Consider the following 20,085-nt stretch of genomic DNA (forward strand, 5'->3'; position numbering starts at 1 on the left):
TCGGGGAGATTTTTAATTTTTCACGAGAATTTTAGCCCGAGCTCAAATTGGCTCTCTGATTTTAGAGACCTTTTTATTCATCATTCCTCTTAGTTCGTTTTAAGATATTCAAATATCATTTCTAAGTCTAATTCTTCTAATTTTTCCAAATAAAAGGTCCTTCTATTTCTTTAGAAGAACTTTTTCTATCAGCGACTTTACTCTTTCAAGAATTTTTGGATGGCAGGAGCGGCAGTGATAGCAAATCTTTCGTCAATACGATGCTCCCCGCCTTCTACAGTGACCAGCTTTGCATTTGGAATGGTCTGACTCGCTTGAACAGCATACTGGTAGGGCACGACTGCATCATCGGTACCATGGATAATGAGGGTCGGAGCTGTGATTTTGGTCTGTTCTGCTTGGATGTCAATGTCTAAGGCATCAATTAGATAAATCTTGCCCAGAGTAGCATTGTGGTGTGTCAAGCTATCAGGAAGTTGGTCGAAGTCAGGACTCCCTAGCTCACGATAGGTCTCTTTGGCATCATCGAAAAGAACGAAAGCTGGAAAGATGAGCAGGAGTTTGTGCACGCGGTCCGGATAAGCAGCAGCATAAAGACTGGCAACAACGCCGCCTTGACTGGCACCGAATAAGCTCATTTTGCTTTTATCTACAAAGGCCTCGGAACGAAGCTTTTCCATGACTTGAGTCAAGTCTGTGAGTTCGGTCTTGACCGACATATTCAGCATATCTTGTCCACCGCTCTTCGACTGACGGCTGCCGCCGTAGAAATCAAAGCTGTAAACCAGATAACCTTGCTTTGCCAACAGCTGGCTGTACATTTCATATTGCTCAAGGGTGTTGTTCAATCCATGTGCGATAACAATAGTCGGCAATTTTTTACTCTTGTAGTCAGAAGGAGCAGTAATCTTTCCGTAGAGCTGCTTGTCATCGTATGAAACGCTGTATTCTTCAGACACGATGTCTTCTGTCGGAGTCGGTTGATTGTCCATTTTCTCGCTAGAAGCTGTCTGTGTGGTTTCTGGCTTAGGAGGAGTAGGATTTGATTTGGTTTGGGAGTGCCAGAAGAAAAGAACCAGTCCAGCTAAGCTCAAGGCTGCTAAAAAAGCCCAAATATACTTCATAGTTCTCTCCTTTCAGTATTTGTAGTATTATATCGGAAATGAATGTATTTTACAAGAAGAGAGCTTTCTTGTTTTTGATTTTTCTGGATCTCATACAAGAAAATCCAATTCATTTATCTAAGCGAGATTCAGATAGCCTTGAATTTTTTAGAAAATATTGCTAGACTGTAGCTACTAAGATAAAAACACAGTTCTGGTTGGTAGTCCAGACGCAAAAAATCGATTTTTTGTCAGTAACCTTCCTCCTTGGTTGTCCATTCTTAGGGATTTTTTAAAGGAGGTGCTGTCATGGATAAGATTTCAATGACGCTGACAGTTTACTTTGAAGAGGGATTTTGGCACGGTCTTTTCGAGCAGGAACATGCTCAATCTTATAGAGTTTGCCGAGTCACCTTTGGTGCAGAGCCTAGCACGCGGGAATTGTTGGATTTTCTAAACCGTTATTATCATCGGTTGCAATTTAGTCCTAGCATCAGGGTAAAGGAGAAGGCTAAGTCCATCAGTCCCAAACGCTTGCAGAGACAGGCTAAAAAAGAGCAGCTGGCTTCACGTTCTTCAAAGTCTCAGGAAGCGCTGAAGCTGCAATTTGAAGAGCAAAAGAAAATCGCTCGAGTCAAGCGTAAGCAGCAGAAAGAACTGGCTAAGCAAAGGAAATTCGAACTCAAACAGCAAAAACGATTGGAAAAGCACAAGGGGCATTGAGCCTGCTTTTTCTTATTTATATGGGAAAGTCTTCCGATGGGAGGCTTTTTTGTTTGTCAGGCAATCAGTGAGTGGCTTAAAAAGTGAATTGATTTCTCCAAGTCGTTTTATTTGACAGATGTAACAAAAGAGATTACAATATAATCATAAAATAAAAATTACAAGAGTAGTTTTGAAAAGGAGAAGTTATGATTGAAATCACATATTTGGATGCTGTCAAGCAGGAGCGGAAGATGACCTTTGAGTCTTATCAGGAGTTTGAGCAATCCCAGCAAGCCTGCTTGATTGGAGTGGCAGATTATTACCCAGTTAAAAAACTGACTTATAAAGGTCATGATTTGAACTACCAGGGCACTTATGGAGATGTCTTCTTTTTCCTGATGAAGCAGGATTTGACAAAGTTTGACTAAGAATAAAGGAGAAAAATAATGGTAAAAGCAATCACAGATGCAACATTTGAGCAAGAAACAAAAGATGGATTAGTGCTCATTGACTTTTGGGCCACTTGGTGCGGACCTTGTCGGATGCAGGGGCCAATCCTTGACAAGCTCTCAGAGGAACTTTCCGAAGATGAGCTCAAGATTGTTAAGATGGATGTGGACGAAAATCCAGCTACAGCACGCGCTTTTGGCATCATGTCTATCCCGACCTTGCTCTTTAAAAAAGACGGTCAAGTCGTCAAGCAGGTAGCGGGCGTTCATACTGCCCAGCAGATTAAAGCTATTGTGGCGGAGTTGGGATAAAGTAAGATTACGGTTATATAGGCCTGTTTTAAAATGAGACTGCTCTTGTTTTAGAGCGGTCTTTTTTATTTCGATTATAACAATAATGAGTCAATTTAAAAATTTTGTTTGAAAATTCACTTTTTAAGGTATAATAAGTAGAAGTATTTTTTTCCAATGGGTCTCGTTAGGGAGCCTGGTTATTTAAAACATGATGGGAATGAAGTAATGTTAATGATTGAGTTGCTAAAACATCTTTTATTTGTTTTTATGATTTTTACACCATTTGTTGCTCCAGCGATTTTGTGTTTCTTTGTAGGGTGGATGATTCCTAGAGAGCAGATCACTCAAAAAAGAATCATACTAGTATTGGCCTTGTTGATCCCTGTTTTGCTTTTAATTTCGTATTTTTCTCCTCAGATATTAGGTCTGGTTTTTTGGAGTCTGATTTGGTTTTTCATCGGGTTGCTGCGAATGAAGAATTATACTAAGTCACATTACTGGACAAGATGGCTTATATTTATCGCTTGTTTTAGTGCCTATATTTTACTTTATATCCGCTTTTTTGGGCCTCTTTATTTTTATTAAACTATTTAAAAATCAGCTTGAATTTCGTTCAAGCTGATTTTGTTTTTTTTATTGACTCAACTCCTCGCTGTAGGAAATAATCTGATCAACTGTGTTGGACAAGAATTGAATGGTGTCGCGAAGGGGTTTGTCATTTTCTGCATATTGTCTTAAGGATAAAAGAGGTGAAGGGGAAAATCTTTCTTATTCATCTCTTTTATATTATTCTTTACTTGTGTGTCGTTTTCCAGAGGCAATTGCATCTGCTTCGGTCATGGACACGACTTTGTCAAAACGTGTATTGGATGGCATGTTCTCCATGCTATACCAATATACATCCGCGGTTCCGTTTCGAGCGACATAAACCGTTCTTGTTTGTTGCTGTTCCGCTGCCTGTCTCTCCGCTTCTTGGCGTGCGTCTTCAGCCCGTTGGTTAATTGCATTTTGAACTCGTCCGATGCGATCCGTCAAGTTAGATTTTGTAGTTGGATCTGCAACGCGTTCGACTGCTGCCTGTGCCGGAGAAATATTTTCTGCGACCTGATTATTTTCAAGCTGTTGGACAGCCTGATTGGCTTCTTCAACAATTTTCTTAGTCTCTGCTTCTTTACGTGCTTGTTCCTCGCGAGCTTTTTTCTCCTCTTCCTGCTTTTGTTTCTGAGCTTCCTTTAGCTCTTTTTCTTTACGTTCTTTCTCTTGTTTTTCTTTTTTACTGCTAGATGCTGTAGAGCTACTAGTTTGTGATGACGATGAGCTAGTTGAGGAACTATTAGATGTAAATTTTGTTACCTGGCTTTGTTCTGTCTGCTCTTTAATAACATCAGGAGTTAACTTCCCTACTGCATAGATTCCTAGTATCCCTACAATAGTGACAGCAATGGCGATATTGCGCTTTTGAATATTCGGTTTTCGTTTAGTGAAGCGCCAAATACCAAAGCATCCTCCTAGGAACATCAATGGCATAGTGATTGGTGCAAGAATGATGATGAAGAGAACTGCCAGAACAAGCAGTATTTTCTTCAAGGTCGGCTTTTCAAAAAAATTTTTCATATTAAAACTCCCTTCGGATATTTATCCAATGACATCATATCACAAAAAGGAAGCGTTTTCAATAATATTTTGTAGTAATTGAAAATATAGATTTGATTTTGTTTTTTAAAAGAAAAAAATCAGACTCAGCTGAATAATCCGAGTCTAATTCTAAAGATACGAGCTTACTCCCCCAACTCCTCGCTGTAGGAAATAATCTGTTCAACTGTATCTGACAAGAATTGGATGGTGTCGCGGAGCGGTTTGTCTGTCGAAATATCTGCTCCTATAATCATAGCTGACTCAAGCGGCGTTTTGCTGCCGCCAGATTTGAGCAGTTCAAGCCAGTCACGGGCACCATTTTCGTCATTTTTCAGGTGTAGATAGCCGGCAGTAGATATGACCAGACCTGCGGAGTATGTGTAGCTGTAAAGCCCCATGTAGTAGTGGGCTTGGCGCATCCAAGTCAAGGCAGCATCGTCGTCGATTTCAACGGCATCGCCCCAGAAGTCCGTCAAGACTTCTTTCATGATAGCGTTGAGTTTGCTTGCGCCGAAGGTTCCGCCTTCTTCAATCAAAGTATAGACCTTGCGTTGGAAGGCAGCTTCTAGCAAGTGAGTGATGAAGTTGTGGAAGTAGGTATCCGTCAGACGGTGAGCCAGAGCAAAGCGTTTCTGGCGTGGGTTATCAAACTGGCGCTCCAGATAATCACTGAGCAGGAGTTCATTAAAGGTAGACGGAGCTTCCACATAGTAGGTGGACATGTGGGCGTTGAAATAGCTCTGGTGATTGTCAGAGAAGATAAACTGACCAGAGTGGCCAATCTCGTGAATCAGAGTGTAGACATCGCTCATACGGCCAGTCCAGCTCATGAGAACATAAGGGTGGACCCGATAAGGATCCGCAGCATAGCCTCCAGAGTCCTTTCCGGCATTGGCCGCAAAGTCGACCCAGCGTTCTTCCTTATAGCGGGCAACTTCTTGGCAGTATTCGTGTCCGAGTGGCTCGACTGACTTCATGACGAGGTCATAGGCATCATCAATACTGACTTCAGGATTGAGCTCGCTGTCCAAGTCCAGCTTCCAGTCGGCAAAGGTCATCTTTTCCAGTCCATTTACTTTGGCGACATGCTTGAGGTATTTCTGAGCTACTGGGGCAAATTCGCTCATAATCAAGTCAATCTGCCGGTCAAACATAGAGCGATCAACTTCTTGCTCTGCCAGTAAGTAGTCAAAGACAGAGTCATAGCCTTTCATGTCAGCCAGTAGTTTTTCAGACTTGACCTGAGCCAGATAGGCAGCTGCAGCAGTATTTTGATGCTGACGAAGGCCTTCAGAGAAAGAGCGGAAAGATTTTTCGCGGATTTCTGCATTTTCATGGTTTTGATAGAAATTCTCATAGGTGACAAAGCTGTTTTTGTAAACCTTGCCGTCTACTTCAAAGTCAGCCATAGCAAAGTCGCCGGCCCGCATCTTGGTGTAAATATCCTGTGGACTGTAAAAGACTTCACCTAGATTGGTCAAGGCTTTTTCGACATCCGCTCCCAGATAGTGGGCTTTTTTGATTTTAGCCTGGCGAATGGCTGAAGTCAAATGGGGCTCTTGGCCTAGTTTTTCCAAGACAGCCTCGTCTGCGCCGACCAGGGCGTCGTCAAAGAAGCTGAGTGCGACATTGGCCTCGGTCTCAAACTCCATAGCTGCTTGGGCAATCTGCGCAAAGCTCTCGTCGCCAAAGTCAGTGGTCTGTGGCATAAAGCCGTAGTTGCCAATATGGCTGATTTGGATATAAATCTGCTCTAACTCAGCAAATGCCCGCTCAAAATCTTCGAAAGTGCTGAGCTTGCCTTGGTAATCACGGACGAATTTCTGGATGTCCTCTCTGGCCTTTTCGATGGCTCGCAGGAAGTCCTCTTGGTCTTGGTAAAGGGCTGTTAGGTCCCAGAGTTCATTTTCCGGAAATTCAGAACGATGTTTTTGTTCCATAGTTTACTCCTTTTGTCGTATATAGAAATAGTATAGCAAAAAATCCCCCAAAATGTCTTTGGGGGAGAAGGATAAGTCAGTAATTTTTAGCTGTTTATCAGATCGAGGATAAAAGTCAAAGTTTCTTTGTAGCAATCTTTTTAAAAAGCAGTAGATAAGATAAGAATACGAAAATAACCAAGCCCAATAAAAGGGTGAAGACGTTTTGAGTTCCTTTTGTCATATTGGGAGCTTGATTGGCGATGACAGCTGTGACTGCAGTACCTATAGCGCCCGCAAAGGTCTGGGCCAGTTGAAACAGCGCGGTCGTATCTGCAGTTTTTCCTTTATCAACTTGAGTCGTGGCTAGAGCAAGTGTGTTATTGAAGGCCATGTTTCGTCCCAAGGTAAAGCAAATATAAATCGCAATAACAGCTGTTAAGGTGAGTTCTTTTGTAAATATAAGGAGAAAGAGTACAGCGAGGAAAAGAAGAGAATTTCCTGTAAAAAGGGTTGGTTTCGGGCCTTTTCTATCATAGAGTTTACCAAAGACAGGAGAGAGGAAGGCTCCAAGCATGGTTCCTGGAAGCAGTGCAAAGCCTGCCTGAGCGGTTGAAATGTCTTTTTCTATGACCAGAAAGTTGGGAATCAGAAAATTAGCCGATAGATTGATAAACTGAAAAATAAAGAAGGGTAAAATAGCCAATAAGACCGTTGGTTGCTTTAAAATCCGAATATCCAGGAATGGATGATCAATTTTCAAGCTCCGATAGATAAAGCAAGCTAGTGGCACTATGCAGAGAACAAGATAGAGCCAATCGATATGTCCTTCTTCTAAGCTGGAGATGGCTACAATGGCAAAGACGAGTGAGCTTGCTAAGAGGAGAAATGAGAGAAGATCAAAGGCGCGTTTCCTAGACTGTTCGGAATTTCTTAAAAAGAAAAAGCCAAGGATAAAGGAAATGATTGGGACAGGAAGAATAAAGGTATAAATCATATGCCAGTCAAAACGACTAATCATAAAACCGCCGTAAGTCGGCCCAATTGCTGGTGCTAGGCTGACCACCATCCCAGACAAGCCCATGTAGGTTCCAATTTTTTGCTTAGGAACACGCTCAACAATCAAGTTAAAGAGCAAAGGAATGGCTAATCCAGTAGCTCCTCCTTGCAGGATTCTCCCTATCATCAAGATGGGAAAGCTTGGAGCCAACATGGCAATTAGCGTTCCCAAGCAAAAGTTGGCCAAAGCAGTAAAGAGGATGGTTCTCTCTTTCCAATTGTGGGCTAAGGTTGCTCCTAAAGTAATTGTAATAGCCACTGCTAGTAAATACCCTGTCGTAATCCATTGTAGCGTTCCCAATCCTAATCCAAAGACCTTACTTAGATGCGGGAAGGTTACATTCATACTGGTTTCAGATAAGATGCCTGCAAAGCAGACTAAGGCTGTCGCAAGGAGCGAGAAAAAATCTTTCTTTTCAACTGTTTGATGATTTGGCACGATTGTCTCCTTTATATGTTTGAAATGAGTCACTGTATTTATTATAAAGCAAGAAGTCCTCTTTGAAAAGTGAATAGTGGCTATACCGCCATCCTATTTGACGAATCGAAAGTGAAAAAACGAACTCTGACAGCCAACTATAATCAGCTATAGAAAAGAAAAATAGATTTTCAGTACTTTTATAGAAAAAAGCCATTTCCAGCCTTTTTCTTTTGTCTGAAATTGTGGTAAAATAAGGTCTGTACGTGCTTGATACAAAGATGAGGATATAATAAGCTACTAAGACCATGACATCAAAGCTAAGCTGAACCGCCCTTTAGCATCTTAAGTGTATCTTGATGAACTGAATACGACCTAAAAGCTGTGTAAAAAGATAAACTGTCTTGTCTTCATCGAAGATTTCACCAGTTTCCTATTTTTACTTTGCTTTTGACGGTCTTAATATCTTGATCTTTGTAGCCAAGGCGTATGAAAAAATTTGAGCATGTGCTCGGCAAGGAGTCTTTATGACAAAACAAGTTTTTAAAACCGTTTTTGCAGGTCGTGAGCTGGTAGTTGAAACCGGTCAGGTTGCAAAGCAGGCAAATGGCAGCGCCGTTGTTCGCTATGGAGAAAGTACCGTTTTAACTGCGGCTACTATGTCCAAAAAGATGGCTACTGGTGACTTTTTCCCATTGCAGGTCAACTATGAGGAAAAAATGTATGCGGCTGGGAAATACCCTGGTGGCTTTAACAAGCGTGAAGGCCGTCCGTCGACAGATGCGACTTTGACAGCGCGCTTGATTGACCGCCCAATTCGTCCTATGTTTGCGGAAGGCTTCCGCAATGAAGTTCAGGTTATCAATACTGTTCTTTCTTATGACGAAGATGCTTCGCCTCAAATGGCCGCTATGTTCGGTAGCTCTCTGGCTCTTTCTATCTCAGATATTCCTTTTAATGGCCCTATCGCAGGAGTTCAAGTGGGCTATGTAGATGGTGAATTCATTATCAACCCTAGCAAGGAACAAAAGGAAGTTTCGCTTTTGGAACTGACAGTGGCTGGTACCAAAGATGCCATTAACATGGTGGAGTCTGGAGCCAAGGAGCTGTCTGAAGATATCATGCTGGAAGCTCTTCTCAAAGGGCACGAAGCAGTTAAAGAATTGATTGCCTTCCAAGAAGAAATCGTTGCGGCGGTCGGCAAGGAAAAGGCTGAAGTGGAATTGCTGCATGTTGATGAAGAGCTGCAGGTAGAGATTGTCGCAGCCTACAATAGCGACTTGCAAAAGGCTGTTCAGGTAGAAGAAAAGCTGGCGCGTGAAGCAGCAACTCAGGCTGTCAAAGACCAAGTCACAGCAATTTATGAAGAGAAATACGCGGACCATGAAGAATTCGACCGTATCATGCGTGATGTGGCTGAAATCTTGGAACAAATGGAGCATGCGGAAGTGCGTCGTTTGATTACCGAAGATAAGGTTCGTCCTGATGGTCGTAAGGTTGATGAGATCCGTCCGCTGGATGCGGAAGTGGATTACCTGCCGCGCGTGCATGGTTCTGGTCTCTTTACTCGCGGGCAAACCCAAGCCTTGTCTGTTCTGACTCTGGCACCAATGGGCGAAACGCAAATCGTGGACGGTTTGGATCCGGAATACAAGAAACGCTTCATGCACCATTATAACTTCCCGCAATATTCTGTCGGTGAGACAGGCCGTTATGGGGCTCCTGGTCGTCGTGAAATCGGACACGGTGCTCTTGGGGAACGTGCCTTGGAGCAAGTCTTGCCTAGCTTGGAAGAGTTTCCTTACGCTATCCGTCTGGTAGCAGAAGTCTTGGAGTCAAACGGTTCTTCTTCACAAGCCTCTATCTGTGCGGGCACTTTGGCTCTGATGGCAGGTGGTGTACCTATTAAGGCACCGGTTGCCGGAATTGCCATGGGCTTGATTTCAGATGGCAGCAACTACACAGTTCTGACGGACATTCAAGGTTTGGAAGACCATTTTGGCGATATGGACTTTAAGGTAGCTGGTACCCGCGAAGGGATTACAGCTTTGCAGATGGATATCAAGATTGAAGGAATTACAGCGGAAATCCTGACAGAAGCTCTGGCTCAGGCTAAGAAAGCCCGCTTTGAAATTCTGGACTTGATTGAGGCGACGATTCCAGCTCCACGTCCTGAGTTGGCTCCAACTGCTCCGAAAATTGACACCATCAAGATTGATGTGGACAAGATTAAGATTGTCATCGGTAAAGGTGGAGAAACCATCGACAAGATTATCGCTGAGACCGGTGTTAAGATTGATATTGATGAAGAGGGCAATGTATCCATCTACTCTAGCGACCAAGATGCCATCAATCGTGCCAAGGAAATCATTGCTGGCTTGGTCCGCGAAGCAAAAGTGGATGAAGTTTACCATGCCAAGGTTGTTCGGATTGAGAAATTCGGTGCCTTTGTCAATCTCTTTGACAAGACGGATGCACTGGTTCATATCTCAGAGTTAGCTTGGACTCGGACCAATAATGTAGAGGACGTTGTACAAATCGGTGATGAAGTGGATGTCAAGGTGATTAAGATTGATGCCAAAGGTCGGGTAGATGCTTCCATGAAAGTATTGCTGCCGCGTCCACCAAAGTCTGATAAGCCAAAACATCATCATGACAAGGGACATCATCCGCGCAAGGAGCACAAGGGTCATAAGGACCATCAAGAAAGCCCTAAAACAGAAGAATAAGAGGTCGCTTATCCCTGCGACCTCATCAGAAATCGGCAGAGGCGAGCCTAGTTCTCGTCTCTCCTTGTTTAGAGAAGGAAGGAGGCTAGCATGGGTTGGTGGAAGGAATCCATTGATATTGTAAAGGAAAATGATCCAGCGGCACGAACGTCGCTAGAAGTCTTGCTAACCTATCCGGGCATTAAAGCTTTGGCGGCCCACCGCCTCTCGCATTTTTTGTGGCGGCACGGCTTCAAGCTGCTGGCGCGCATGCACAGTCAATTCTGGCGTTTCTGGACCCAGATTGAGATTCACCCTGGTGCTCAGATTGAGTCGGGTGTCTTCATCGACCATGGCAGTGGTCTGGTGATTGGAGAGACAGCCATTGTGGAGAAGGGGGCCATGCTTTACCACGGTGTGACCCTAGGCGGTACGGGCAAGGATACAGGCAAACGCCATCCGACCGTTCGTCGGGGTGCCTTGGTCTCTGCCCATGCCCAAGTCATTGGACCAATTGAGATTGGAGAAAAAGCCAAGGTTGGAGCCGGTGCAGTTGTTGTAGCTGATGTTCCTAGTGATGTGACAGTGGTCGGCGTACCAGCGAAGATTGTCCGTGTTCACGGTGAGAAAGACGAGCCAACCATTCACGAGGTAGAGGAGAAACGGGAATACTATCTAGACAAGCTAGAGCATGCCCGTGAAGCCAGCCACCATTCATCAAGTCTGTAGAAAAGGTTGGCAAAGTTATCTAAGTAAAATATGACAGGAGGAACCGACATGTCAGATTTATCAGATGCTATTTTGAACCAGGTAGTCCTTGAACTGAAAGAAGGCTTGGACGGTCCTGCCAAGGAGCGCTTTACCAAACTGCCGCCCAGCCACCAGCGCGAATGGGCTCGCTATATCAGTGAAGCCAAGAAAGATGAGACCAAGCTGCGCCGCATAGAAAAGATGAAGGCGGATTTGCTGAAGCCTTAAAGAAAGAGAACTTATGCTATTAGAGGAATTTGAAGATGTAGCTGCAGTCATTGAGCCAACTGAAAAGCCAGTCCATGACAAGGGTGAAGTGTGTGAAACCATCATCCTGTCCTTTAATGGCGAAATTCTGAAACGTTTGATTGAGTCAGAAGAAGTCTATCCAGGAGGCTATTTGAAAAGCATAAACGGACAGCATCCATGGTATATTTACCGCCAAGGTCCTAGCAAGCTAGCAGTTATGTTGGCTCCGATTGGGGCTCCCATGATAGTCGGCCAGCTGGAGGAGTTAGCGGCCAGAGGCTTCAAGAATTTCATCATTTTAGGTTCCTGTGGCGTTTTGGATCGCTCAATTGAGGCGGATAAAATCATCCTGCCTGCGGCCGCATTGCGAGATGAAGGGACTAGCTATCACTATGCCCCACCGGGTGATGAAGTCGCCTATGAAGAGTCTCTGCTGGTCGAGCTGGAAGCTATCTTTGACAAGCACGATATCGAGCATATCCGCGCTAAGTCTTGGACGACTGATGCCTTTTATCGGGAAACGCCTGATAAGGTCAAGCGTCGCTTGGCTGCTGGAGCCAAAGTGGTGGACATGGAAGCTTCGGCTATCATGGCTTGGAGTCAATTTCGCAAGAGTAAAGTCTATCAATTCTTCTACACAGCTGACTATGTGGATCATCATAACCGAACCTGGGATGCCCGCCATGAAGAGCGGACAGCTGATGCCATGACTTTTTTCACTATCGCTTTGACAATAGCCAAGGAACTAGAAAGGTAACTACAAGAATGGCAGTATATTTTTACGGCTGTATCACCATGGATGGCTACTTGGCAGACAGCCAGCACAGGATAGACTGGCTGCATCAGCTTGGTTCTGTAGAGGATACAGGCTATGATGACTTTTACAGGCAAATGGATATCACCATCATGGGCAAGCGGACCTTTGAGGAAATCCAAGATTTGCAAGATGTAGAAAGTTTTTATCAAGCTACGGAAAACTATGTCTTTACGCATGATAGGCACCTGCCTGTCAGCAATTACCAGCCAGTAGCTGGGGATGTGGTGGACTTTGTTCGCCAGATTGACAAAGGCAAAAATGTCTTTGTGATTGGTGGTAATTCCTTGGTAGGACCGCTCTTGGATGCGGATCTTTTCGACCACCTCATTATTCAGATAGCGCCCCTTATCCTAGGAAAGGGGGTTCCCCTCTTTACCCAAGAGGAAGGGCAGCGCTTTTACCAACTGGATAGCCTCAGACAATTTGGCCCTTTTGCAGAGCTGGTTTTCAGCCGAAAAAGTCAGAAATAGAGAAGGGAGTGGACCGCATGATTAAAATTTACGACACCATGTCTCGTGATTTGCGAGAATTTGTACCTATTGAGGACGGCAAGGTTAAGATGTATGTCTGTGGGCCAACTGTATACAACTATATCCATGTCGGCAATGCCCGCTCAACAATAGCTTTTGATACCATTCGCCGTTATTTTGAGTATCGGGGATTTGAAGTCAACTATATTTCCAATTTTACAGATGTAGATGATAGGATTATCCATCGCGCCAAGGAAGAAGGTATCACGCCTCAAGAGGTTGCGGACAAGTACATCGCTGCCTTTCGTGAGGATGTGACAGCCTTGGGCGTGAAACCTGCGACTCGCCATCCACGTGTAGTAGAGTTTATGGCTGATATCATTCGTTTTGTCGCTGACTTGATTGAAAAAGGTTATGCTTACGAGAGTCAAGGGGATGTTTACTTCCGTGTCGAAAAGTCTTACAATTATGCCAAACTAGCTAACAAAACTTTGGCAGACTTGGAGTTGGGTGCTTCTGGTCGGACAGATGAGGAGACCGCTCGCAAGGAAAATCCGGTAGATTTTGCTCTCTGGAAGGCGGCTAAGCCGGGCGAGATTTCCTGGGACAGTCCTTGGGGAGCAGGTCGTCCGGGCTGGCACATCGAGTGCTCGGTCATGTCGACGGAGATTTTGGGTGATACCATTGATATCCACGGTGGAGGAGCAGACTTGGAGTTTCCTCACCATACCAATGAAATCGCCCAGTCAGAGGCCAAGACGGGTCAGACTTTTGCCAACTACTGGATGCACAATGGCTTTGTCAACATCGACGATGTTAAGATGTCCAAATCTCTAGGCAATTTTATCACCGTTCACGATGCCCTCAAGACCATTGATGGTCAGGTGCTGCGTTTCTTCTTTGCGACCCAGCATTATCGCAAGCCGATTAATTTCACGGAAAAAGCCGTTCATGATGCAGCGATTAATCTTAAGTATTTGAAGAATACCTATGAGCAACCTTTCACTGGTCAGGCAGATTCGGCTCAGCTTCAAGCCTTTCTAGACAAGTTCACCGCATCTATGGACGAAGATTTCAATGCGGCCAATGGTATCACAGTTGTCTTTGAAATGGCCAAATGGATCAATTCAGGCAACTATGATGCTGCTGTCAAGCAAGCTCTTGCGGCCATGTTAGAAGTCTTCGGAATTGTCTTTGTTGAGGAAGTTTTGGATGCAGAGATCGAAGTCTTGATCCAAAAACGTCAAGAAGCGCGTGCTAATCGTGACTTCGCGACAGCAGACCAAATCCGTGATCAACTAGCTGCTCAAGGGATTAAACTACTGGATACAAAAGATGGAGTGAGGTGGACTCGTGATTGATGTCAATCTCATTAATGGGATTGCGCTGGCTTTTGAGGGGGATGCGGTTTATTCCATGTATATTCGCCGCCATCTCATCCTCAAAGGCATGACCAAGCCCAATAAACTTCACCAAGAGGCGACCAAGTATGTCTCAGCCAAGGCTCAGGCTAATCTCATCTCTCTCATGTTGGAAGAAGGGATTCTGACGGATAAGGAAGAGGATATCTATAAGCGTGGCCGCAATGCCAACAGCCACACCAAGGCTAAGAATACGGACATCGTCACCTACCGGATGTCTACTGGCTTTGAGGCGGTTATGGGCTACCTGCATATGACCGAATCTATTGAGCGAATGGAAGAGCTGATTGGCTGGTGTATCAAACGGGTGGAGGAAAGCAAATAAAGAAAGATTTTCTAGCTCCGTTTACAAGCTAGATAAATTGAAGATATCTAAAACAGAGTTGCTGCGGCAGCTCTTTTCTTTAGAGCTTTTATTTGCTATAATATACAAAGTAGAAAACATTTATAGGAGAAAAACTGTGAAAAAATACCTTACTCTGTCGGTAGCGACCTTATCTTTGCTTTTGCTCTGTGCTTGCAGTAATAAGAAGCAAACAGAATCTTCTTCAAGTAAGGTTTCCAGTAGCAAGATTAGCAGTTCCTCTAGCAAATCTTCTTCCAGCAAAAAAGTTAAAAAAACTGATATAAAACTTTATGATTCTATTTTGGATATGTATGCTCAGGCGATTCAGAATCCAAAAGCCAATCAACAAAACCAAGAGATTAATTGGATTGTTTCTCAAGCAAATATTCATCCGCAAGTTTATAGTGGAGTCTTCTATAGTTATTATGACCTAGATAAAAACGGAACAGAAGAGTTGATCATTGCTATGGGGCGCGTGAATGCTGATGTGAAGTATGATCTTCTGGATATTTATACTATCGATGACCAAAAACCACTTCGTTTGACAAATAAGGAAAATCAGTTGGCTTGGATTGGAGAGCGGATGATTCTGACGCCTCTGAAAGATGGTACTTTCCTCTATCGCGGTGCCTCTTCAGCTACTGAGGCTCAATATATTCATTACAAATTCAATCAAAAAGGCAATGCACTGGAAAAAGTGGCGGAGGGCGCAAGTCAAGACTTACTTGGACAATTGCCTGCTTTTCTAGATTTATCAACTCTGGATTGGAAAGCCTTGGGTAAAACGGAAACGAATACGAAAAGTTCTGAATCTTCCATGAATGAAGAAGAGATAAAAAATGGAGACTACTCTAGCATTGTAGGAACTTGGAAAAGTGGTACTGGAAATACATTGGTGTTTGACGCAAATGGTTTGGTGAGTGAAACTCAGCATTTGAGTGAATATGGTGCCAAAGATATGTATGGTTTTGTTAGTATTGGAGTCCTCCCTAAGCAAGGTGCAGGTGGTTATGTAATAGCTTTTATACCTAAAGGAAAAGATTACACTATCACTAATGCAGGAGAAACATATAAAGATGCATCAGACCATGATCGAGATCGGATATGGGCTGGTCAAGGGCTGGGAACCAATACAGATCCAAATTCCTTTTATTATAAAATAGACTGAAAAAAGACTAGCTGCTTTCCATGGCAGCTAGTCTTCTTTATAATTTTCGTAAAATTCCACCTTCATCTTGATAAAGTTTTCCAAGTCTCGCAGGAGTTGCAGTAGCATGGCGCGGGTTTCAAATTCTTGGCGGGTCTTAGGGAGTGGTCGCTCGCGAAAAACGGCTAGATAGTTTTCAATCTCGTCCAAGAGGTCTCGGGCGGGATTTTCTTGGCTCAGTTGCTTAGCGGTCTGGGAGAAGAGGCGGGCTAAAATCAAGCTTTCACTGGCTGCTAGATGGCAGTTATTGATATTGCTGGCCATGTCTTGCAGGATACGGTTTTGGGCCTGCCGCATTTCGAAATAGTGGATATGGTAGTTGGTCTGGTGAAAGAGGTGGTTGGAGTGGTCCAGATAGACCAGCTGCAAGGCCTGCTGCAGAATCTTATCCAGCTCCTTGATTAGAGCTGCATCATTTCGGCCGTCTCCAGATTTTAAGAAATATTCAAAGCGCAGGAGAATCTTTTTCAGCTGTTCCTCCACTTGCTCGTGGTAGCTGTCAATCTCTTGCTGACGCGAGGGCATATAGAGATTGGCTAGGAGTGCAAAGCCAGTTCCGATGAGAAATAGAGCTAGCTCATTTCCAAGCAGAGACCAGGAAGTGGATTTTTCTAAGAGCAGATGGGTGACGAGGACGGTGCTGGGGGTAATGCCGATTTCCCAGCCAAGCCGAAAGGCTAGAGGTACGTATACAGTGATATAGAGGGCCAATGCTCCGAGATGAAAACCTAGGAAGTGAAAGGCCAGACTTCCGATAGCCAGAGCCAGCAGGGTAGATAAAAAGCGATTGCCAGCTAGCTTTGCAGTGCTGCGGCGGGTATCGGTGACGCTGAGGATGGCAATGATACCAGCTGAAGTTGAGTAGGCCAGACCTAAAAAGTCAGCCAGCCAAGCAGCGAGACAGGTAGCGAGCATAAGTTTGATCGTTCTGTGGAGAAGGGACATATGAGCCAACTTTCTTTTTTTAGAGTCGCTTTATTATATCATGACTTAATAGAAAAGCAGGATAGAGAGATTGTGTGTTCAGGATTTTTTCTCAGCTGAACGACTTCTGCTTTTACTTTGAAAGCTTTATGATATACTAGAATTATACAATAATGAAAATGTTAACATTGCTTTATAGCGATGATGGATTGTGAATTAAAAAAATTGAAAAAAATGAAAAAATTAACCAAGCATATTAAATTTTTAGTCAATATGTATAAAGAAGAGTGCTTCAAATATGATTTGATATATTTAATTTTGTAAAATAATGATAAGAGGATTGACTGTTCTGCTTTTATGTAATTACAAACTAGTTATTGAGAATGTGGAGAAATTGCTTGGTATTGATATTTCATTCCAATGATGTAAAATAAATATAGAATTTATTTTTTGTTTAAAGTAAAAATGAAAGGTAGCTGTGATGAAGAAGCGAATTCTTATGAGTTTTTTAGGTGTGGTGTTGTCTGGTTTCTTGATTTTTGGTGCGGTTAGCTATTTTAATCATCAAACAGAACTAAAGCGCAATCGTGAATATGAGACGAGTCTGGCGAAAGCGCTAAAAAATAGCTATAAAGATATTAAAGAGATTCAGTTTAGTGATCCAAGTTATTCTGATAAGCCTGGTGGATGGGATGTGAAAGTTCAGTTGACCTTTAGAGATGGAGTAAGGTTGATGTATAGAACAGGACATCGTCTTGGTGATACTGTTAATCATGATTCAATTTTTTCTGGTCCAACTTTAGATGAAGAGAGTGATAAATTAAAATCAAGAGTTGGTTATACAGAGAATCAAATTAAGGTAATATATTCAATGAAAACAGAGGTGATTTTAAAATGATATATACTTACACAGATGAACAATTAAATGGACTGAATCAAGAAGAGGCTGTTTATAGTGTTGATCCAAATTTAGCACAAAGTAAATATAACTAGTAAATCGGATGATCAGTTAAAAGCAGGGGAAATAAACATAGATAGAACGTCTGATGGTCAAAGATTTAAGATTCTTTCTGTCAAAAATGATCCTGCAACTGCTTTTCAGGGTATGGCCGTTGCTCCGATTGTTAATGGTCAGGTAGATACAAACAGTGTGGCAGTGGTAACTGCAGGTACGACGCCAACGGATGTGAATGATTTAATTTTTATTTTAAGGAAAAAATAAATATGGTAAAAACATATAGGATTTATTTTTTGCTTAAAATAAAAAAGAGAGGTGGCTACAATGAAGAAGCGAATACTGATAAGTGTTTTAGGTGTGGTGTTGTCTGGTTTCTTGATTTTTGGCGCGGTTAGCTATTTTAATCATCAAACAGAGCTAAAGCGCAATCGTGAATATGAGACGAGTTTAGCGAAAGCATTAAAAAATAGCTATAAAGATATTAAAGAGATTCAGTTTAGTAATCCAAGTTATTCTGATAAACCTGGTGGATGGTATGTTCATGTTCAGTTGACCTTTGCTGATGGAACAAAATTAAAATATGGGGCGGCTCATCATTTAGATGATGTTAGTAATCATGATGCTTCATTTGGGGGACCTACTTACAATGAAAATATGGCTAATTTGCGATCTAGAGTTGGTCATACAGAAGGTGAAATTAAAGTAATCTATTCAGTAAAAGAGGAGATGATTTTGAAATGATATATAATTATTCTGATAAAGAATTAAATGAGTTTAATCAAGAAAAAAATGTTTATAGCGTTGATCCGAATTTAGCTAAGACCAATGGGCATGAAATTATAACTTCTAAGAAGGATAATGAGTTGGCTGATGATGAAAAAAATACAATAGCTATTGGAAATCAAGATTTCCGTGTTGTCTCCGTCAAAAATGACCCTGCAACTGGTTTTCAGGGTATGGCAGTTGCACCTATTGTTAATGGTCAGGTAGATACAAACAGTGTGGCAGTGGTAGCTGCAGGTACGACACCAACGGATGTGAATGATTTGAAAGGTGCGATTACCAGTATCAATCCTGAATTAAGTTCACCACAATTAGCAGTTGCAGATGAATTTCTTCGGGAAGTTAGAAAAAACTATCATGTAACACAATTGACGGGCTATTCACAGGGGGCTTATATGATTAAGCTAGGCGCAAAATACCATATTCCAACAACCGTTTTTAATGGCTGGTTTAGTTACGATACCTTGAGTGAAGATGAGAAAAAATACCTTAAGCGCAACACTCATCTATTTAAAAATTATCGTCATGCTCAAGATGATGTCGTTCAATATCAAGATGGAAACTTGGAAGGAGTAAAGGGCAGAGATGGCTTTGGAACAATCTATTGGGTTTATGGATCTAGCCATCAGATTTTTGATTGGCAGTTTAATGAACAGGGGCAAGTGATTGATGAGCATGGTCGAGTAGTGATTACTGCTCAACGATTTAATTATTTGGAGACGACTAAAAATAGTTTACAGACTTTGGATACAGAGCTGGCTTCATTGGTGGAGCTGCGGAACCGCCTAAAAGTAGATGGACTTTCTAGAGGCGAACAAATATACTTGGATAGTGAGCAGGCCTTAGTTACTGCTTCGGCCATTGAAAACATTGCAACAAAAGGATTGGACTTGCTGATTAGTCTGTATGATGATGCCATTCAAGAAGCCGAAGATCTCTGGAATCTAATTGTCCGCCAGGCTTATGCTGCAGGGCCTAAATTGAGTGAATCTGAAATTTACTCTGCTCTATCAGCTGTCGGTGTGACAAGAGAAAGCATTAGCGTGTCGGATTTTCAACATTACCGTGAAAAGAAAGTACTAGCTTACGATCTCAAGCGAGAATTTGAAACTATCGCTCAGAAAATACGCTCAGGTGTCCAGAAACAGCTGGATACCGATCAAGAATTGGCAAAGGATTTTAAACAATGGGATTTGATGAGATAATGGGCAGTTTGCGGAATCAACGTGCAAAGATCGAAGAAGATTTTGAGGAATATAAGCAGGATTATGATAGACGAGAAGAAGACATAGAAAGAGTGGATTATCTTTATCGTAATATGTTTGAAGAAAACATGAATCATCTTCGCTTTGCTTTGAATGTTTTTGAACCGTATCCTATTTTGTTAGGGCAAGTTTATCAGGAATATCAAGAAAGCAGTGAGCAGTTTCAATGGTTTATCAATCAAAAACGGTCAGATTTGATGGAAGAATTTTCAGAACATAAGCGTCAATATCAACGAAATTTGGACGATAATGAGGAACAAATGTGCCATTTGAAAAGGAGAAATCAATGATTGTTACAACAGATTTATTAGAACATTCAACGAGAGGATACGATGATTCTTTTCTTCAATATGAAAAGATGCTACAAAAGTGGAATGTTGGGGTCATAGGGCAGGCTGGTATTGTAAGACAAACTCAGAATCGCCAATTACTCCAGCAAAAGATAAAATCTTTCTCTGAAGAAGTTCGTTCAGATATAGCTTTGGTACTTTCTGATATGGATTCTAATATGCAAGGAAAGTGGTCGCAGGCAGTTAAAGATAAGGTTACTGAAACGAATACGAAGTTTGAAAATTTTATAGATTCGTAATCGTAGATAATTTTTT

General features: G+C 42.5%; 22 protein-coding genes. 17 read left to right on the top strand and 5 right to left on the bottom strand.

Annotated features, from left to right (window positions below):
• Positions 1-197: 197 nt before the first annotated feature.
• Positions 198-1,124, bottom strand: a complete 927-nt coding sequence (locus RYK49_RS03665; protein WP_002914057.1) for a S9 family peptidase — start codon at positions 1,122-1,124, stop codon at positions 198-200.
• A gap of 288 nt (positions 1,125-1,412) precedes the next feature.
• On the opposite strand from RYK49_RS03665, the gene RYK49_RS03670 reads away from it, so the two are divergent.
• The 4 genes from RYK49_RS03670 to RYK49_RS03685 all read left to right on the top strand — a co-directional run bounded on the left by RYK49_RS03670 (position 1,413) and on the right by RYK49_RS03685 (position 3,136).
• Positions 1,413-1,826 carry a YjdF family protein gene (locus RYK49_RS03670; protein WP_002902267.1) on the top strand — a complete coding sequence of 138 codons (414 nt, stop codon included), beginning with the start codon at positions 1,413-1,415 and terminating at the stop codon, positions 1,824-1,826.
• 188 nt (positions 1,827-2,014) lie between these two features.
• Positions 2,015-2,236 (top strand): DUF4649 family protein, encoded by a 222-nt coding sequence (locus RYK49_RS03675; protein WP_002899027.1) that lies wholly within the window; start codon positions 2,015-2,017, stop codon positions 2,234-2,236.
• Between the two features lie 18 nt (positions 2,237-2,254).
• Positions 2,255-2,569: a thioredoxin gene (trxA, locus tag RYK49_RS03680; RefSeq protein WP_002902269.1), complete on the top strand. Its 315-nt coding sequence runs from the start codon at positions 2,255-2,257 to the stop codon at positions 2,567-2,569.
• Between the two features lie 156 nt (positions 2,570-2,725).
• The gene (locus RYK49_RS03685; RefSeq protein WP_314830713.1) at positions 2,726-3,136 is read left to right on the top strand and encodes a hypothetical protein; all 411 of its coding nucleotides are present in this window, start codon (positions 2,726-2,728) and stop codon (positions 3,134-3,136) included.
• A gap of 201 nt (positions 3,137-3,337) precedes the next feature.
• On the opposite strand, the gene RYK49_RS03690 is transcribed toward RYK49_RS03685, so the two are convergent.
• The 3 genes from RYK49_RS03690 to RYK49_RS03700 all read right to left on the bottom strand — a co-directional run bounded on the left by RYK49_RS03690 (position 3,338) and on the right by RYK49_RS03700 (position 7,603).
• The gene (locus RYK49_RS03690) at positions 3,338-4,165 is read right to left on the bottom strand and encodes a hypothetical protein (RefSeq protein WP_314864904.1); all 828 of its coding nucleotides are present in this window, start codon (positions 4,163-4,165) and stop codon (positions 3,338-3,340) included.
• A 164-nt stretch (positions 4,166-4,329) separates the two neighbouring features.
• A complete protein-coding gene (gene pepF / locus RYK49_RS03695; RefSeq protein ID WP_314864905.1) occupies positions 4,330-6,126 on the bottom strand; it encodes an oligoendopeptidase F in 1,797 nt (598 codons plus the stop codon).
• A 115-nt stretch (positions 6,127-6,241) separates the two neighbouring features.
• Complete coding sequence (locus RYK49_RS03700) at positions 6,242-7,603, bottom strand: MFS transporter (protein ID WP_314864906.1); 1,362 nt, start codon at positions 7,601-7,603, stop codon at positions 6,242-6,244.
• A gap of 506 nt (positions 7,604-8,109) precedes the next feature.
• On the opposite strand from RYK49_RS03700, the gene pnp reads away from it, so the two are divergent.
• The 8 genes from pnp to RYK49_RS03740 all read left to right on the top strand — a co-directional run bounded on the left by pnp (position 8,110) and on the right by RYK49_RS03740 (position 15,511).
• Complete coding sequence (gene pnp, locus RYK49_RS03705; RefSeq protein ID WP_314830710.1) at positions 8,110-10,311, top strand: polyribonucleotide nucleotidyltransferase; 2,202 nt, start codon at positions 8,110-8,112, stop codon at positions 10,309-10,311.
• Between the two features lie 90 nt (positions 10,312-10,401).
• Complete coding sequence (gene cysE / locus RYK49_RS03710; protein WP_002899011.1) at positions 10,402-11,019, top strand: serine O-acetyltransferase; 618 nt, start codon at positions 10,402-10,404, stop codon at positions 11,017-11,019.
• 30 nt (positions 11,020-11,049) lie between these two features.
• Positions 11,050-11,268 (top strand): YdeI/OmpD-associated family protein, encoded by a 219-nt coding sequence (locus tag RYK49_RS03715; RefSeq protein WP_314830709.1) that lies wholly within the window; start codon positions 11,050-11,052, stop codon positions 11,266-11,268.
• A 13-nt stretch (positions 11,269-11,281) separates the two neighbouring features.
• On the top strand, positions 11,282-12,046 hold the full coding sequence (locus RYK49_RS03720) for a nucleoside phosphorylase (RefSeq protein WP_314864908.1): 765 nt from the start codon (positions 11,282-11,284) through the stop codon (positions 12,044-12,046).
• An 8-nt stretch (positions 12,047-12,054) separates the two neighbouring features.
• Complete coding sequence (locus RYK49_RS03725; RefSeq protein WP_000301981.1) at positions 12,055-12,576, top strand: dihydrofolate reductase family protein; 522 nt, start codon at positions 12,055-12,057, stop codon at positions 12,574-12,576.
• 17 nt (positions 12,577-12,593) lie between these two features.
• The gene (cysS, locus tag RYK49_RS03730; RefSeq protein ID WP_314830707.1) at positions 12,594-13,937 is read left to right on the top strand and encodes a cysteine--tRNA ligase; all 1,344 of its coding nucleotides are present in this window, start codon (positions 12,594-12,596) and stop codon (positions 13,935-13,937) included.
• A complete protein-coding gene (locus RYK49_RS03735) occupies positions 13,930-14,322 on the top strand; it encodes a Mini-ribonuclease 3 (protein ID WP_314830706.1) in 393 nt (130 codons plus the stop codon). The genes cysS and RYK49_RS03735 overlap by 8 nt, the downstream gene beginning before the upstream one ends.
• Positions 14,285-15,511, top strand: coding sequence for a DUF6287 domain-containing protein (locus RYK49_RS03740; protein WP_314830705.1), 1,227 nt, complete (start codon positions 14,285-14,287; stop codon positions 15,509-15,511). Before RYK49_RS03735 ends, RYK49_RS03740 begins: the two co-directional genes overlap by 38 nt.
• Before the next feature lie 27 nt (positions 15,512-15,538).
• Here RYK49_RS03740 and RYK49_RS03745 read toward each other — a convergent pair whose 3' ends face one another.
• Positions 15,539-16,495, bottom strand: a complete 957-nt coding sequence (locus tag RYK49_RS03745) for an aromatic acid exporter family protein (protein WP_314830704.1) — start codon at positions 16,493-16,495, stop codon at positions 15,539-15,541.
• A gap of 460 nt (positions 16,496-16,955) precedes the next feature.
• Between RYK49_RS03745 and RYK49_RS03750 the strand changes: the two genes are divergently transcribed.
• The 5 genes from RYK49_RS03750 (at position 16,956) to RYK49_RS03770 (ending at position 20,069) form a co-directional block, all read left to right on the top strand.
• Positions 16,956-17,372: a hypothetical protein gene (locus RYK49_RS03750; RefSeq protein ID WP_314830703.1), complete on the top strand. Its 417-nt coding sequence runs from the start codon at positions 16,956-16,958 to the stop codon at positions 17,370-17,372.
• A gap of 384 nt (positions 17,373-17,756) precedes the next feature.
• Positions 17,757-18,173 (top strand): hypothetical protein, encoded by a 417-nt coding sequence (locus tag RYK49_RS03755; protein ID WP_314830702.1) that lies wholly within the window; start codon positions 17,757-17,759, stop codon positions 18,171-18,173.
• Positions 18,170-19,420, top strand: a complete 1,251-nt coding sequence (locus RYK49_RS03760) for a hypothetical protein (protein ID WP_314830701.1) — start codon at positions 18,170-18,172, stop codon at positions 19,418-19,420. Before RYK49_RS03755 ends, RYK49_RS03760 begins: the two co-directional genes overlap by 4 nt.
• Positions 19,402-19,770 (top strand): hypothetical protein, encoded by a 369-nt coding sequence (locus tag RYK49_RS03765; protein WP_314830700.1) that lies wholly within the window; start codon positions 19,402-19,404, stop codon positions 19,768-19,770. The genes RYK49_RS03760 and RYK49_RS03765 overlap by 19 nt, the downstream gene beginning before the upstream one ends.
• Entirely contained in the window at positions 19,767-20,069 is a 303-nt protein-coding gene (locus tag RYK49_RS03770) for a hypothetical protein (protein ID WP_314830699.1), read from the top strand. Before RYK49_RS03765 ends, RYK49_RS03770 begins: the two co-directional genes overlap by 4 nt.
• Positions 20,070-20,085 lie beyond the last annotated feature (16 nt).

Origin of the sequence: uncultured Streptococcus sp. (genome assembly GCF_963525625.1) — a bacterium.
In the GTDB taxonomy this organism is placed as follows: Bacteria; Bacillota; Bacilli; order Lactobacillales; family Streptococcaceae; genus Streptococcus.

Excerpts from the sequence above, each read along its gene's own strand:
- RYK49_RS03745 (WP_314830704.1), bottom strand. The coding sequence starts at position 16,495 with ATGTCCCTTCTCCACAGAACGATCAAACTTATGCTCGCTACCTGTCTC.
- RYK49_RS03750 (WP_314830703.1), top strand. The coding sequence starts at position 16,956 with ATGAAGAAGCGAATTCTTATGAGTTTTTTAGGTGTGGTGTTGTCTGGT.
- trxA (WP_002902269.1), top strand. The coding sequence starts at position 2,255 with ATGGTAAAAGCAATCACAGATGCAACATTTGAGCAAGAAACAAAAGAT.
- RYK49_RS03770 (WP_314830699.1), top strand. The coding sequence starts at position 19,767 with ATGATTGTTACAACAGATTTATTAGAACATTCAACGAGAGGATACGAT.
- pnp (WP_314830710.1), top strand. The coding sequence starts at position 8,110 with ATGACAAAACAAGTTTTTAAAACCGTTTTTGCAGGTCGTGAGCTGGTA.
- RYK49_RS03720 (WP_314864908.1), top strand. The coding sequence starts at position 11,282 with ATGCTATTAGAGGAATTTGAAGATGTAGCTGCAGTCATTGAGCCAACT.
- RYK49_RS03760 (WP_314830701.1), top strand. The coding sequence starts at position 18,170 with ATGATATATAATTATTCTGATAAAGAATTAAATGAGTTTAATCAAGAA.
- RYK49_RS03685 (WP_314830713.1), top strand. The coding sequence starts at position 2,726 with ATGGGTCTCGTTAGGGAGCCTGGTTATTTAAAACATGATGGGAATGAA.
- cysE (WP_002899011.1), top strand. The coding sequence starts at position 10,402 with ATGGGTTGGTGGAAGGAATCCATTGATATTGTAAAGGAAAATGATCCA.
- RYK49_RS03725 (WP_000301981.1), top strand. The coding sequence starts at position 12,055 with ATGGCAGTATATTTTTACGGCTGTATCACCATGGATGGCTACTTGGCA.
- RYK49_RS03755 (WP_314830702.1), top strand. The coding sequence starts at position 17,757 with ATGAAGAAGCGAATACTGATAAGTGTTTTAGGTGTGGTGTTGTCTGGT.
- RYK49_RS03670 (WP_002902267.1), top strand. The coding sequence starts at position 1,413 with ATGGATAAGATTTCAATGACGCTGACAGTTTACTTTGAAGAGGGATTT.
- RYK49_RS03690 (WP_314864904.1), bottom strand. The coding sequence starts at position 4,165 with ATGAAAAATTTTTTTGAAAAGCCGACCTTGAAGAAAATACTGCTTGTT.
- RYK49_RS03665 (WP_002914057.1), bottom strand. The coding sequence starts at position 1,124 with ATGAAGTATATTTGGGCTTTTTTAGCAGCCTTGAGCTTAGCTGGACTG.
- RYK49_RS03765 (WP_314830700.1), top strand. The coding sequence starts at position 19,402 with ATGGGATTTGATGAGATAATGGGCAGTTTGCGGAATCAACGTGCAAAG.
- RYK49_RS03715 (WP_314830709.1), top strand. The coding sequence starts at position 11,050 with ATGACAGGAGGAACCGACATGTCAGATTTATCAGATGCTATTTTGAAC.
- cysS (WP_314830707.1), top strand. The coding sequence starts at position 12,594 with ATGATTAAAATTTACGACACCATGTCTCGTGATTTGCGAGAATTTGTA.
- pepF (WP_314864905.1), bottom strand. The coding sequence starts at position 6,126 with ATGGAACAAAAACATCGTTCTGAATTTCCGGAAAATGAACTCTGGGAC.
- RYK49_RS03675 (WP_002899027.1), top strand. The coding sequence starts at position 2,015 with ATGATTGAAATCACATATTTGGATGCTGTCAAGCAGGAGCGGAAGATG.